This is a genomic window from Aeromonas sp. 55A (genome assembly GCF_051919665.1).
Taxonomy (GTDB): domain Bacteria; phylum Pseudomonadota; class Gammaproteobacteria; order Enterobacterales; family Aeromonadaceae; genus Aeromonas; species Aeromonas veronii.
Window position 1 is genome coordinate 150,390 of record NZ_JBQBEH010000001.1, and the last position, 14,040, is coordinate 164,429.

The window sequence follows — 14,040 nt, forward strand, 5'->3', positions numbered from 1 at the left end:
GCCTACCTCTGTTTGTTACATGGCCATAACATAGGGGTTCTGACGCGATGGAACAAGAGTTGCAGTGCAGTTTACGTTTAGGTAAGGTGCAGACAGGATTTAGTTCACCAAGAAGTCTGTATGAACAACAAGGATGAAGGACGGCGCTTCAGCATCAGTGAGCTGGCTCGGGAATTTGATATTACGACGCGCAGCATCCGCTTCTATGAGGATCAGGGATTACTCAATCCAGCCAGGGAAGGGCAGACCCGCATCTACAGCAAGCAGGATCGGGTTCGCCTCAAGCTTACCCTGCGCGGCAAGCGGCTCGGATTCAGCCTCGCCGAGATCCGCGAGCTGTTTGATCTCTATGATGCCGACAAGAGCAGCCGCACCCAGTTACAGACCATGCTGGGACTGGTTGAGGAAAAACGGGAGACACTGCAACAGCAGATGGAAGATATCAGGATGGTACTGCTGGAGCTTGATGCCGCCGAGCAGCGTTGCCAACAGGCCCTTAGCCAGCTGGGGTAACCGGCTTGCTGGGCTGACCAGGTAGCTCTTTCAGCCCGCTCACAAGATGCCAGATAGCAAAAAGCCACTCCTGAGAGTGGCTTTTCTTCGACCTGACGGTTCGCTATTAAACGCGAACGAAGTCCAGGTGGATCAGCTTGTAACGTACCGGGTGACGCTGGATAGCTTTCACTTTTACGTTAACTTCTTCACCGTTGATAACCAGAGTCAGTACAGACTCATAGAATTCCGGCTTTTCTTGAGCCAGGATCATTTTCTTGTGGTCAACAGTGATGGACAGGGCTTCTTTGCCTGCACCGTAAACGATGGCAGGAACTTGGTCAGCTTGACGCAGGCGGCGGCTCGCACCTTTCCCCAGGTCAGAACGGACTTCAGCTTGGAATACGAAAGACATAGTATGTATCTCTTTTGGATGAATTTATGGTGCTAACTGCGACCGGTCAGCACCTCGCAAAACGAGCGCGAATACTACCACGGGCCAAATTCGGATACAAGGTACCGACTCTGCATTTAGCGCCCTTGCTCCAACCGGGCGAATTGCTGCTGACGCTGGGCCGGGCTCAGGGCATCAAACCGCGCCAGGGTCTCGGCGCGCGGGCAGTAGAGGCCCTCCCCCGTTCTGACTCGAATGCTCTTGCCAAGCCGCTGCTGGTTCTCTGCCACCAGCGCCAGCAAATAGCTGTAGGTATCTGCTCCCTGAGCGCTGGATAACTGGTTGGCAATGCGCCACAGGGTCTCCCCTGCGGCGACCTGATGACACACTGTTTGTGGACCGCCGGCCGCAGGAGCCGAGAGGGTAAGCATGGCGTCACTGCCTGCGGATAAGCTAGCCGTGTGGCTGGCGAGCGCCATATCGGCGCTTGCTACTCCCTCATATCCTTGGGCACCACTCATCCCCGCTGTGCGAAAGGTCACCCCCAGCTGAGCGAGCAGAGGTTCGCTCTCGTCGGGGTCGCTGGGTATATCAACACCACCGAACGCGTCTTGGGGTGTACGGAACTCGGCGATAAAGGGCGCGACAGGTTGCGCGTGATAATCAGGGGACCCACTCCCCTGCTGCACGATTGCACCAGCCGCAACAGCCTGCCCGGGGACAACCCCGTAAGCCATCTCGTCGATGCGCCGCAGCCTTGCCAGATAGGTTTTGGAGAGCTGCGCCTCCCCCTCGAACAGATCGAAGGGGGGCACCAACCTGGCTGGAAAGAGGATCTGCCAGCGACCGTGCTTTTGCTTTTGGGCCAGCGGCGGAAACTGATTGCCACGCCAGGCCACAAACATCGCAGGCGGCGTGCGCGCCAGCGGGTAATATTCCGGGTTCAACTGCACCCAGGTTTGTTCCGCGATGGGTTGATAACCGCTGATCACCACCTGCGCCACACTCAACCAGACCCCCAGCATCCTTGCCTCCCTGACTTACGGTTTGAAGGGGCTACCTGACCGGCAATCCCTTCTCATCACCCGCTATCATGCTGTTAAAACAGTTAGATAGCAGCTTAGCACTGAGCGATGGCGTTAAGCACCCGTTTATCGGAGACCGGATAAGGGGTGCCAAGATTCTGAGCGAAGAACGACACCCGCAGCTCCTCGATCATCCAGCGGATATTGGCCACCTCGGTGGGAATAAGCTGGGATTTGGGGATCTTGGACAGCAGCGCCTTGTACTCCGACTCTACGCTATGCACCTTGAGCATGTAGACCCGATCACGGTTGGGATCGATGGCAAGCTTCTCGAGACGACGCTCGATGGCCCTCAGGTAGCGCAGCAAGTCAGGCAGCCGCTGCCAGCCGGTCTCGGTGACAAAGCCTTTGTGGATGAGGTTGCCGAGCTGCTGCTGAATGTCCGACATGGCAAAGGCGGTGTCGAGCTGCATCTTGCCCTTGAGCCGTTTCTTGATCTCATGGGACAGCGTCAGCACGGCTTCCACCTGCTTGGCCACCTCCACCACCGCATCGTTGAGCTCGGCGCGGACATACTCCTTGAGCGCCTCGAAACCGGCCTCGTCCCAAGCCATGCCCCCGTGCTGCTCGATGAGCTTGTCACAACCGCAGGCAATGCAGTCGTCAATCAGCTCAGCCACCTTGCCAAACGGGTTGAAATAGAGCCCCAGCTTGGCCTTGTTGGGCAGCTTCTCCTGCAGATACTTGATGGGAGATGGTACGTTGAGCAGCACCAACCGGCGCTGACCGGCCCACATCAGCTGCTGCTGCACCACCGGGCTCTCCACCAGCTGGATGGCGACCGAATCCTTCTGATCCACTAGGGCCGGATAGGCCTTCACTTCGAAGCCGCCACGCTTTTGGCTGTACTCCTGGGGCAACTCGCCAAAGCTCCACAGAGTGAGGCCGGACTGCTCGATATCATCGTCCGCCACTTGTGACAGGGTCTCCTGTACCTTGCCACGCAGCGACTCTTTCAATGCCTCCAAATCTTTCCCTTCCGCCACCTTCTTGTGCTTGTCATCCACCACCCGGAAGGTGAGTTTCAGGTGATCGGGCACAGCAGTCCAGTCCCAGGATTCACGAGGTACGGTGACGCCGGTCATGCGGCGCAGCTGACGCTCCATCTCGTCCAGTAGCGGCCCCTGTTCGGGGTTGATGCTGGCTAGCAGCGCATCGGCATAGTTGGGGGCCGGTACGAAGTTCTTGCGCATCGGTTTTGGCATCGACTTGATGAGGGCCACCAACAGCTCGTGACGCAGCCCGGGGATCAGCCACTCGAACCCCTTCACCTCCACCTGATTCAGGAGCGGCAGCGGGATATGCAGGGTCACGCCATCGGCGGCCTCCCCCGGCTCGAACTGATAGGTCAGCTTGAGTTTGAGGCGCCCCTGCTGCCAGAAGTTGGGGTAGTCAAGATCGCTGATGTGGGCCGCATCCCCCTTCATCAGCATCTCTTTTTCGAAGTTGAGCAGCTCGGGATCCCGCTTTTGCGCCTCTTTCCACCACTTGTCGAAGTGGCGGGACGAGATCACCTCCTCCGGCAAACGAGCATCGTAGAAGCGGAACAAGTCCTCATCATCCACCAGGATGTCGCGCCGACGGGACTTGTGCTCCAGCGCCTCCACCTCGGCCAGGAGCTTGCGATTGTCGCTGAAGAAACGGTGACGGGTCTCGAAATCCCCCTCCACCAAGGCGCGGCGGATAAACAGCTCGCGGCACAGCGCCGGATCGATACGGCTGAAGTTGATGGTGCGCTCATTGACCAGTGTCAGGCCATACAGCGTCACCTTCTCCTTGGCCATTACGGCGCCGTTTTTCTTCGACCAGTGAGGGTCGCTATGGTGCAGCTTGATGAGATGACCCGCCAGCGGCTCCACCCACTCGGGCTCAATCTTGGCATTGATGCGAGCGTAGAGGCGCGAGGTCTCCACCAATTCTGCGGCCATCACCCACTTGGGCGGCTTCTTGAACAGATCAGAGGCTGGGAAGAGGTGGAAGCGGCCGTTGCGAGCGCCAAGGAACTCGGGCTTTTCCAGATCCTTGTTGCCGATATGGCTCAAGAGACCGGTCAGCAGCGCGCAGTGTACTGTCTTGAAATCCGCCGGTTCATGGTTGGCTTTAAAACCAAGCTCTTTGACCGTCTGGCGCAGCTGGAAGTGAATATCCTGCCATTCGCGCACCCGCAGGTAGGAGAGGAACTCCTTCTGGCACATGCGGCGGAACGGGTTACTGCCAAGGAGATCCTGCTGCTCTTTCAGGTAGTTCCACAGATTGACGAAGGCGAGGAAGTCGGAATCCTTGTCCTCGAAGCGCCTGTGCTGCTCGTCGGCAGCCTGCTTCTTCTCCATGGGCCGCTCGCGGGGATCCTGAATGCTAAGGGCGGCGGTGATCACCATCACCTCGCTCAGGCAGCCGGTCTGCGCCGCGCTGATCACCATCTTCGCCAAACGCGGATCAAGGGGGATGCGCGAGAGCTGGCGACCGGTTTCGGTCAGCTGCAGTTTGGCCTCACGATCGCCGGTGGCGGGAAGCTCGCGCACCGCCTCCAGCTCTTTCAAGAGAGTCAGGCCATCCTTGATATGGCGGGATTCTGGCGGCTCGACGAAGGGGAACGCCTCCATATTGCCAAGGCCGAGCGCCAGCATCTGCAGGATGACGGAGGCCAGATTGGTGCGCAGGATCTCGGGGTCGGTGAAGGCAGGGCGGCCGTTGAAATCCTCCTCCGAGTAGAGGCGGATACAAATGCCGTCCGCCACCCGACCGCAGCGCCCTTTGCGCTGGTTGGCACTGGCCTGGGAGACCGGCTCGATGGGCAGGCGCTGCACCTTGGTACGCCAGGAGTAACGACTGATGCGGGCGGTGCCCGGGTCAATGACGTAACGAATGCCCGGCACCGTCAGCGAGGTCTCCGCCACGTTGGTGGCGAGCACGATGCGTCGCCCAGCATGGGGCTGGAACACCTTGTTCTGCTCGGCGTTGGAAAGACGGGCGTAGAGCGGCAGCACCTCGGTATCGCGCAGGTTGAGTTTGCGCAGGGCATCGGCAGTATCGCGGATCTCCCGCTCGCCGTTCATGAAGATAAGGATGTCTCCTAAACCTTCTCTAGCCAGCTCTTCCACCGCGTCGAAGATCCCCTGCAGTTCGTCGCGCTCTTCCAGCCCTTCGCTCTTGTCACTGCTTTTTTTATCAACAAATAGCGGACGGTAACGTACCTCCACCGGATAAGTGCGGCCGGAGACCTCGATCACCGGCGCCTTGTTGAAATGGCGGGAGAAACGTTGCGGGTCGATAGTGGCCGAGGTGATGATCACCTTGAGATCCGGGCGCTTGGGCAGCAGTTGCTTGAGATAGCCCAGGATGAAGTCGATGTTGAGGCTGCGCTCGTGGGCCTCATCGATGATGATGGTGTCGTACTGGGTGAGCATCCGGTCATTCTGGATCTCCGCCAGCAGGATACCGTCGGTCATCAGCTTGATGTGGGTCTGCTCGCTCACCTGATCGGTAAAGCGCACCTTGTAACCCACGTAGTGGCCAAGCTCGGACTCCATCTCCTCGGCAATACGGGCCGCGACGGTGCGGGCTGCCAAACGGCGTGGCTGGGTGTGGCCGATAAAGCCCTTGACCCCGAGCCCGAGCGCCAGACAGATCTTGGGGATCTGGGTGGTTTTGCCCGAGCCGGTTTCCCCGGCGATGATCACCACTTGATGCTCTTGAATGGCCTTGGCGATCTCCGCCTGCTTCTGGCTCACCGGCAGGTTGTCCGGATAGGTGACCTTGGGCACTCCGGCCAGACGGGTTTGATAGCGCACTTCGGCGGCGGCCAAATCAGCAGCGATGGTCTCCAGCACGGCGGCCTGTTTGCCTTCAGGCAGCTTTTTGACCCCGTGCAGACGGCTGGAAAGGCGGCGGGCGTCGAGGTTCATGCAGGCAGAGAGACGGCGGCGCAGCGCCTCGATAGAGAGAGACAAGGTACGAATTCCTTAAATAGGTGCCCAGAGGGGCCATATCGATTAGCTGCGAGCGATCCTAAAGAGCACAGACAGCAGGTGCAAGCCTTAACATGAGACACTGGAGAGGCAAATTAGCCTCCATACCAGGCTACGGATGGGTGAACGCACCATCTCCCAAAACAATGAAGCAGGCCATTTGCCTGCTTCTGTTGCATGTTGCATCCGGTCAGCCCTTAGCCGTGATTGTGTACAAAACAGGTGGTCAACTGGGCATGGATAGCCTGCATCACATTATGGCGATTGATTACCCCGAGCAGCCTGCCCTCCTCCACCACCGGATAGATCTTGGGTTTCTGTCCCATCATCATCTCCGCCAGGGTGAGGATGCTGGTATCTGGCTCAACCGTCAGTACCTCCTTGCGCATCACATCCTTGACCTGAGCGACCTGCTCACAGTGATAAGCTTCCTTGAGCATCACTGCAATGCAATCCTGCTCGGAGATCCAGCCGATCAAGTGTCCCTGCCCATCCACCACTGGCCCTCCCAACTGATGACTGTTCAAAAATTTCTCGACCGCAGCCTGCACCATCATGTCTGCAGTGAAGGTAATGGGTCTGCTCTGCATATAATCCCTGGCTTTTAGCGATTCCATATCAATTCCCCTATCCATAGTCCAATCAGGCTGGCGTCTTGCGCGTCAGTACCGGCACCACGCACGGCTTGCTCCAAGCATAGCTGGCTCACTGCCGGATGGGTCAGCCTCTCCTCCCCCATCAACCGATTGCATATCTGTTTTCATTGGCCGGCATGGCCGCAGCCATCATCTGTGGCAGATGATCCGCTAACGTCGCCACCACGACAGGATCTACCCGACCCTGAGCCGCCAGTTGTTGCATAAAGGCCAGAGCATCACGAGCAGGCAGCCCACGTCGATAAGGTCTGTCCTGCACCATGGCCTGGAAAATATCGGTTACCCGCAGGATGCGCGCTTCGAGCGCCATCGCCGATGCCGGCAGATGGAACGGATAGCCCTCCCCGTCAGGCTCCTCATGGTGATAGGCAGCCCAGCAGGCAATCTCCTCAAACCCTTCGATATGACGCAGGATCTGGTAGGTTTCGAAACTGTGGGTATTGATGATTGCCCGCTCCTCCGGCGTCAAGCCGGCAGGTTTGTCCAATATTTCATCAGGAACCCTCAACTTGCCGAGATCATGCAACAGCCCTGCAATTTCGAGCATGTCACAATGGACACTACTAACCCCCAGCCGCTCGGCCAGGGCACGCGAAAGACGGCTCACTCCGAGGGAGTGCGTCATAGTGAATGGACTTTTGGCATCAACGATACCCGAGAAGATCCTGGCCAACGCTTTTAGCTCACCATTATCGGTGATGCAGGACTCCCGCTGCCTCAGCATCTCGTGCATGTAATCATTGATGGCTCGCGCCTCCAGTTGCAACCAGAACGCCTCCGAGCGGGAGGCTTGGAGAAAACCATCCAACAGATCGGTGGCAAAGAATTCGTCACGGCAATCCTGCAGGCGAGCACGGATCTCGTGTGTATGCATTAACAATGAGCCATCGCCATAGAATGGGGCAGCCAGCGCATCGCAACGATCCACCAGAAAGATAAGGTTGGCCTGACGAGCAACCTGGGGGTCCACATCGGCCATCTCGCGCAAGAGATGCCAGTGGGTATGATGATAACGGATAGGCAGTGCCAACGGGGCCAGCAAGCGGAAATCCTTGAGCAGCTGATATCCTACCTCGCAGTGACGCTGGGAGGACTCCCAATCGAACTCACTAACCAGATGGTGATGGGTGATGGTCGAGGAGACACCAATATCGTGCAGCACGCCGAGCTCAAACAACAAACAACATTCAGCTGTATCCAGCCCCAATACCCGACCACACTCGGCCGCCATGATCCCGACCCGTTTACCATGGGCCACATCGCCAATTCCTACCAGATCCAGTGACGCAGACAAGGCATAAACGACCTGTCTGAGATCCACCTGAAGCGAGCACGAACCGGCTTCCTGCGCTCTGTTCATGATCCCTGTCCCATGCTGTTTTGTGATGATGCAAGGGTGTCGTTTTACTCCTTGCTACTGATAAATCTAGTCATTAATCCCATGGTTTACCTCATCACGGTTTTGCAAAAAGCAGTGCAAAGAGGCTTATAGAGCCCTTGTATCCCTACTACCGCTCAACCGGGCCTCTTTCACGCGAACAAGACCTGCTGCTCGATGGCATTGCCGGGATACACCCAACCGGCGTAGAAGGATAAAAGCGGTCATCGCACAGCATGTGCGAGCAGTCGCGACACCATAAGGTTCCGCACACTGGTGTTAAACAAAGCTCGTCTTGCAGCTAAATGCAGTCGCGCGGTGCTTCGGATGGCTGAAGAGGTTTCAGATATGAAAAGCAGGCGAGAGGTTATGCTGTCGGTGATGCATCCGATCGGTTGAGTTGATATGATGAACTCTTTTGAGACCGACAGCTTCATGGCATCCATCACCGTTCACTGCCCTCGCTGCAACTCTGACCACGTATATCGCCATGGGAAGATCCCTGCCGGCCATGTTCGCTATCGTTGCCCCGTCTGTCCGCACGTGTTTCAGCTCACCTACACCTATGAAGCCCGCAAGCCTGGCGTCAAAGACAAGATTGTTGATATGGCGTTCAACGGCTCAGGTGTTCGTGATACTGCTCGCGTCCTCAAGATTGGCATCAACACAGTCATACGCACCCTAAAAAACTCACCCCAAGGCAAGTAACCTCCGAAAAGGTGGTGCTCGATGACGTGGCACTTATCTGTGAACTTGATGAGCAATGGGCCTATGTTGGCAACAAACAGCATCGACATTGGCTTTGGTATGCTTTTGATACCAAGAGAAAACGAGTCGTGGCATATACCTTTGGCCCACGCAACGATGAGACATGCCGTCGGTTGCTGAGCCTGCTTTCTCCGTTCCAGATAGGCTTTATCACCAGTGATGATTGGGGAAGCTATGCCAGAGAGGTGCCGAGCGAGATGCATCTGACCGGGAAGATATTCACCCAGCGTATCGAGCGTAACAACCTGACGCTCAGAATGCGCATCAAGCGATTGGCTCGCAAGACCATCTGCTTCTCTCGTTCCGTTGAGCTCCACGAGAAAGTGATTGGTGCCTTTATAGAAAGACACCATTTCAACTGATTGGAGTCATTACCAAATTATCTATTGGGGCAACAAGTTAACAGTGACGCCCCCGGAGCGCTGCCTATCCCTTGATCGGCCAGTGCCTTTTGGCCGACTGGATTGCGATGTCCCGTTAACTTTGTTTCCGGACTCCGGTTCGGGCGTCTTTAGCTCCCCTGCATTGGAAGGGCATAGAAATGGTCAGGATTGGTCTCCGGTCTTCACTATTCAGTCTGTCGAGTACGACGAACATTCCCTACACCTTGTCAGTCATGATCCTGTCGCTCGCCTGTGTCTCTTGACTGAACTCACCATAGATCCTCTTTCTGACATTGTCGCCGTGCGCCATACCCTGAACAATGAAAGCGAGGAGCCCTTCACGGTAAACAGGCTCGCGACAACATTGCCATTACCCATGCGCGCCATTGAGTGTTTGTCATTCTACGGGCGTTGGGTTAATGAGTTCCAACAGCATCGACATATCCTGATGCACGGTGGATTCCAGCAAGAGAACCGCCGTGGTCGTACGTCTCACGAACACTACCCGGCGCTCATCATCGGCACCAAAGGATTTGATGAACAGCACGGAGAAGTATGGGGAGCTCATCTGGCCTGGAGCGGTAATCATCGAATGCGAGTTGATGTAAAGGCTGATGGTCGTCGTTTCTTGCAGGCCGAAGCACTCTACTACCCGGGGGAAATTTGCCTGCAAAAAGATGAACGCATCACGACCCCCTGGCTCTATGCAACCTATTGTGCTGATGGCCTGAATGGCATGAGCCATCAATTTCACCAGTTTGTACGTAAGCACATCCTGACCTTTCCGCAGCGACGCAACTATCAGACATGCCGACCGGTACATCTCAACACATGGGAAGGTATCTACTTTGAGCATGATCCTGATTACATCATGTGTATGGCCACTGAGGCAGCCAAGATGGGTGTGGAGCGCTTCATCATTGATGATGGCTGGTTCAAGGGCCGCTGCAATGATAGAGCGGCACTGGGTGACTGGTACCTGGATAAGCAGAAATATCCTGATGGTTTGCAGCCGGTTATCGAACATGTCAAAGCCATGGGCATGGAATTTGGCATCTGGGTTGAACCAGAAATGATCAGCAAAGATTCTGATCTATATCGCCAACACCCCGACTGGCTGATGGAACTCGATGGCTATGAGCAACCAACAGGTCGCAACCAATATCTGATCGACCTGCAGAATCCTGATGCCTTTGCCTACTTGTTGGAACGTCTTGATGACCTGCTGAGCCGCTATGATATTGCCTATTTCAAGTGGGACATGAACCGTGAAACGGTCCAGCCTGCTCACCACGGACAAGCTTGCCAAACACGCCAGGTACAAAATGTCTATCGACTGATGGACGAGCTTAAAACAAGGCATCCACATATCGAGATTGAATCATGTGCTGCCGGTGGTGGCCGTATCGATTATGAGATCCTAAAGCGAGTGCAACGTTTCTGGCCATCTGATAACAATGACGCACTCAAACGTCAGGAGATCCAGAGCGGGTTTAGCTATTTTTTCCCGCCTGAAGTGATGGGCTCTCATATTGGCGCTCGACATTGCCATGCCACTCGCAGAGTATCCGACATCGACTTCCGCGGGATCACAGCCTTGTTTGGACATATGGGAATAGAGCTCGATCCGGTCAAAGAGTCGGACGAAGAGAAAGCTGGCTTTGCAAAATACATCGCATTGCATAAGCAGTATAGAAACCTGCTTCATAGCGGAATCACCTACCGTATTGAAAGCGACGATCAACAAGCTCAAAAAATCCATGCTGTCATAACTCCTGATGCCAAGCATGCATTAGTGATGGTTGCACAGCTAGATATGCCTACATATGCCCACAGCGGCACTTTACGGATACCGGGATTAATCGCGCAAACACAATATCGCGTCAACGTCATCGCGCATCCGAATAACTTTCATAATGGCCTGGTTAACAAGCAACCCGTCTGGAGCCTTGCTGGTATCGTATCAAGCGGCGAATGGCTGCGCCAAGTAGGTCTGGCAATGCCAATTCTTGATCCAACTACGGCCATCTTGATCGATATATCAGCGTTATAAATTGACAGTTTAATTATCTCGATTCACAAATAATCAGAGCGAAACGGCCATTGAATTATGGCCGTCCTCGATGTCATCGATATGATTAAAAACAGGCCAAGATAACCCTTTGGCTTTTCATTATATTTAGACTAAATCTTCATTATTTCACGTTATTGTATTAATCAAGAAAAATCACACATGACACTCACAATAAGGATGAAACTTTATGAGTATAAGCAATGTCGCCAAACTTTCCTATGGTATAGGAGCCCTTGGTAAAGATTTGGCATGTTCGATAATTTACATTTATTTAATGTATTACTATACCGATGTCGTTGGCCTTGAAGCTGCATTCGTAGGCACTTTATTTTTAGTCGCCAGAATTTGGGATACGTTCAACGACCCCATCATGGGTATGATTGTTGATAATACTCGCAGTCGCTATGGTAAGTTCAGACCATGGATCGTTATTGGTACCCTGATAAATTCAGTCGTGATGGTAGCTGTTTTCTTCACCCATGAGTTTGAAGGAACCGCACTATACATTTATACAGCTATCAGTTATATCCTCTGGGGAATGACATATACAATCATGGATATTCCCTACTGGTCGTTCATTCCCGCGCTAACCAGCAATAAGAAAGAGCGAGAGCAGATTGTGGTGATCCCTCGCCTGTTTGCAAGCTTTGCCTGGTTTGTTATGGGAGCCTTTGGCATGAAAGCTATCGATATTTTGGGTGATGGCGATAGTGGTGCCGGCTTCGCCAAGGTATCGATGATTATTGCGCTAATATTCATTTTGAGTGCTTTGCTGACCGTATGGAAAGTAAAAGAAGATAGCGCTATTGCGACCAAGGTGTCTGAGAAGATCCACTTTAAAGATGTAAAAGCGATTATCTTCCAAAATGATCAACTAAAGGCTTTGATAGGTATTGTGTTGTGCTTTAACTTGGCAATGCAGTTAGCCGGTAGTTTTGCTATCTACTACTTCACTTATGCGATGGGCGATAAAGATATGTTCGCCGTCTTCATGGGATTTGCGGGCTCTGCCGAGATCATCGGACTGGTGTTATTCCCACTGATCGTCAGCAAACTATCTCGCCCCATGATTTGGCGCCTTGCTTGTGTTTTCCCACTGATGAGTTATGTCATCTTGCTGCTTACCGGTCATTTTATGCCAGAGAATACACTACTGATCGGAATGGCAGGAGCCGCAATGAAGTTGGGCTCAGGCTTTGCCTTGGCGATGTCAACTCTTATGCTGGCAGATGTGGTTGATTACGGTGAATACAAGATGGGCATGCGCAGTGAAAGTGTCGTCTTCTCGGTGCAAACCATGCTGGTGAAAGCTGCCAGTGCATTTGCCGGCTTCCTGACTGGTATTGGGCTAACAATAGTTGGCTATGTCCCAAATACTTTGCAAAGCGAAGGTACTGTGCTGGGAATGCAGGTCTTGATGTTAGGCATTCCGAGTCTGCTAATTTGTCTGAGCTATCTGATTTATAAATCAAGTTATAAGCTCAATGGTAAATTTCACGATGAGATACTGGCCGCACTGGGTCGAGTTTGAATATAGAGAAAAACAACTTGCAAGAAATAAGTGAGTTCGTCATTTAGGTTCTCACTGATAGTCGCATCATTTTCACATTAATAGCTCTAGGGAAGGTGCGAATAAGCGGGGAAATTCTTCTCGGCTGACGCAGTCATTTCATTTCTTCATGTTTGAGCCGATTTTTTCTCCCGTAAATGCCTTGAATCAGCCTATTTAGACCGTTTCTTCGCCATTTAAGGCGTTATTCCCAGTTTTTAGTGAGATCTCTCCCACTGACGTATCATTTGGTCCGCCCGAAACAGGTTGGCCAGCGTGAATAACATCGCCAGTTGGTTATCGTTTTTCAGCAACCCCTTGTATCTGGCTTTCACGAAGCCGAACTGTCGCTTGATGATGCGAAATGGGTGCTCCACCTTGGCCCGGATGCTGGCTTTCATGTATTCGATGTTGATGGCCGTTTTGTTCTTGCGTGGATGCTGTTTCAAGGTTCTTACCTTGCCGGGGCGCTCGGCGATCAGCCAGTCCACATCCACCTCGGCCAGCTCCTTGCGCTGTGGCGCCCCTTGGTAGCCGGCATCGGCTGAGACAAATTGCTCCTCTCCATGCAGCAGATTACCCAGCTGATTGAGGTCATGCTCGTTGGCCGCGGTGGTGACTAGGCTGTGGGTCATGCCACTCTTGGCATCGACACCAATGTGGGCCTTCATGCCAAAGTGCCACTGATTGCCTTTCTTGGTCTGATGCATCTCCGGATCGCGTTGCTGCTCTTTGTTCTTGGTCGAGCTGGGTGCCTCAATGATGGTGGCATCGACCAAGGTGCCTTGGGTCATCATGACGCCTGCTTCGGCCAGCCAGCGATTGATGGTCTTGAACAATTGGCGGGCCAGTTGATGCTGCTCCAGCAGGTGGCGGAAATTCATGATGGTGGTGCGGTCCGGCAAGGCGCTATCCAGGGATAACCGGGCAAACAGACGCATGGAGGCGATTTCGTACAGAGCATCTTCCATCGCGCCATCGCTCAGGTTGTACCAATGCTGCATGCAGTGAATGCGTAGCATGGTTTCCAGCGGATAAGGTCGCCGGCCATTACCAGCCTTGGGGTAAAACGGCTCGATGACTTCCACCATGTTTTGCCATGGTAGAATCTGCTCCATGCGGGACAAGAAAATCTCTTTTCTGGTCTGACGGCGCTTACTGCTGAATTCACTGTCGGCGAAGGTGAGCTGATGACTCATGATGAACCCTGTTCCATGGCTCCAGATGACAAACATGATCTCATATCAGGGACTTGTTCGCACCTTCCCTAGGTTACCTGGTGAAATAGGTCGT

10 protein-coding genes are annotated in these 14,040 nt (G+C 54.0%); 4 read left to right on the forward strand and 6 right to left on the reverse strand.

Annotated features, from left to right (window positions below; genetic code table 11):
• Positions 1–120: 120 nt before the first annotated feature.
• Positions 121–513, forward strand: coding sequence for a MerR family transcriptional regulator (locus tag ACTG2G_RS00655; protein WP_005360322.1), 393 nt, complete (start codon positions 121–123; stop codon positions 511–513).
• 106 nt (positions 514–619) lie between these two features.
• Here the strand turns inward: ACTG2G_RS00655 and rplY are convergent, their stop codons facing one another.
• From rplY to ACTG2G_RS00680, 5 genes are all read right to left on the reverse strand, one after another.
• Complete coding sequence (gene rplY / locus ACTG2G_RS00660) at positions 620–907, reverse strand: 50S ribosomal protein L25 (RefSeq protein ID WP_005333252.1); 288 nt, start codon at positions 905–907, stop codon at positions 620–622.
• 116 nt (positions 908–1,023) lie between these two features.
• Positions 1,024–1,911 (reverse strand): hypothetical protein, encoded by an 888-nt coding sequence (locus tag ACTG2G_RS00665; RefSeq protein ID WP_421387573.1) that lies wholly within the window; start codon positions 1,909–1,911, stop codon positions 1,024–1,026.
• A gap of 95 nt (positions 1,912–2,006) precedes the next feature.
• Entirely contained in the window at positions 2,007–5,921 is a 3,915-nt protein-coding gene (gene hrpA, locus ACTG2G_RS00670; RefSeq protein WP_439985020.1) for an ATP-dependent RNA helicase HrpA, read from the reverse strand.
• A gap of 215 nt (positions 5,922–6,136) precedes the next feature.
• A complete protein-coding gene (locus ACTG2G_RS00675; protein ID WP_227342797.1) occupies positions 6,137–6,556 on the reverse strand; it encodes a CBS domain-containing protein in 420 nt (139 codons plus the stop codon).
• Between the two features lie 121 nt (positions 6,557–6,677).
• Positions 6,678–7,955, reverse strand: coding sequence for an HD domain-containing phosphohydrolase (locus ACTG2G_RS00680; RefSeq protein ID WP_439985021.1), 1,278 nt, complete (start codon positions 7,953–7,955; stop codon positions 6,678–6,680).
• A gap of 453 nt (positions 7,956–8,408) precedes the next feature.
• Here ACTG2G_RS00680 and ACTG2G_RS00685 point away from each other — a divergent pair.
• From ACTG2G_RS00685 to melB, 3 genes are all read left to right on the forward strand, one after another.
• Positions 8,409–9,103 (forward strand): IS1 family transposase gene (locus tag ACTG2G_RS00685; RefSeq protein ID WP_439985133.1). Its coding sequence is split into 2 segments (ribosomal slippage): positions 8,409–8,655 and positions 8,655–9,103, totalling 696 coding nucleotides; the frame shifts between segments, so codons are not numbered across the junction.
• Positions 9,104–9,122: 19 nt separating this feature from the next.
• Positions 9,123–11,177 (forward strand): alpha-galactosidase, encoded by a 2,055-nt coding sequence (locus ACTG2G_RS00690; RefSeq protein ID WP_439985134.1) that lies wholly within the window; start codon positions 9,123–9,125, stop codon positions 11,175–11,177.
• 208 nt (positions 11,178–11,385) lie between these two features.
• Positions 11,386–12,729 carry a melibiose:sodium transporter MelB gene (gene melB / locus ACTG2G_RS00695; protein ID WP_429206221.1) on the forward strand — a complete coding sequence of 448 codons (1,344 nt, stop codon included), beginning with the start codon at positions 11,386–11,388 and terminating at the stop codon, positions 12,727–12,729.
• A 236-nt stretch (positions 12,730–12,965) separates the two neighbouring features.
• On the opposite strand, the gene ACTG2G_RS00700 is transcribed toward melB, so the two are convergent.
• Positions 12,966–13,946, reverse strand: coding sequence for an IS5-like element IS5 family transposase (locus tag ACTG2G_RS00700; RefSeq protein WP_232093577.1), 981 nt, complete (start codon positions 13,944–13,946; stop codon positions 12,966–12,968).
• Between the last annotated feature and the right edge of the window lie 94 nt (positions 13,947–14,040).

Coding starts and splice junctions, on each gene's coding strand:
- ACTG2G_RS00680 (WP_439985021.1), bottom strand. CDS start 7,955: ATGAACAGAGCGCAGGAAGCCGGTTCGTGCTCGCTTCAGGTGGATCTC.
- ACTG2G_RS00700 (WP_232093577.1), bottom strand. CDS start 13,946: ATGAGTCATCAGCTCACCTTCGCCGACAGTGAATTCAGCAGTAAGCGC.
- ACTG2G_RS00655 (WP_005360322.1), top strand. CDS start 121: ATGAACAACAAGGATGAAGGACGGCGCTTCAGCATCAGTGAGCTGGCT.
- ACTG2G_RS00665 (WP_421387573.1), bottom strand. CDS start 1,911: ATGCTGGGGGTCTGGTTGAGTGTGGCGCAGGTGGTGATCAGCGGTTAT.
- ACTG2G_RS00675 (WP_227342797.1), bottom strand. CDS start 6,556: ATGGAATCGCTAAAAGCCAGGGATTATATGCAGAGCAGACCCATTACC.
- melB (WP_429206221.1), top strand. CDS start 11,386: ATGAGTATAAGCAATGTCGCCAAACTTTCCTATGGTATAGGAGCCCTT.
- rplY (WP_005333252.1), bottom strand. CDS start 907: ATGTCTTTCGTATTCCAAGCTGAAGTCCGTTCTGACCTGGGGAAAGGT.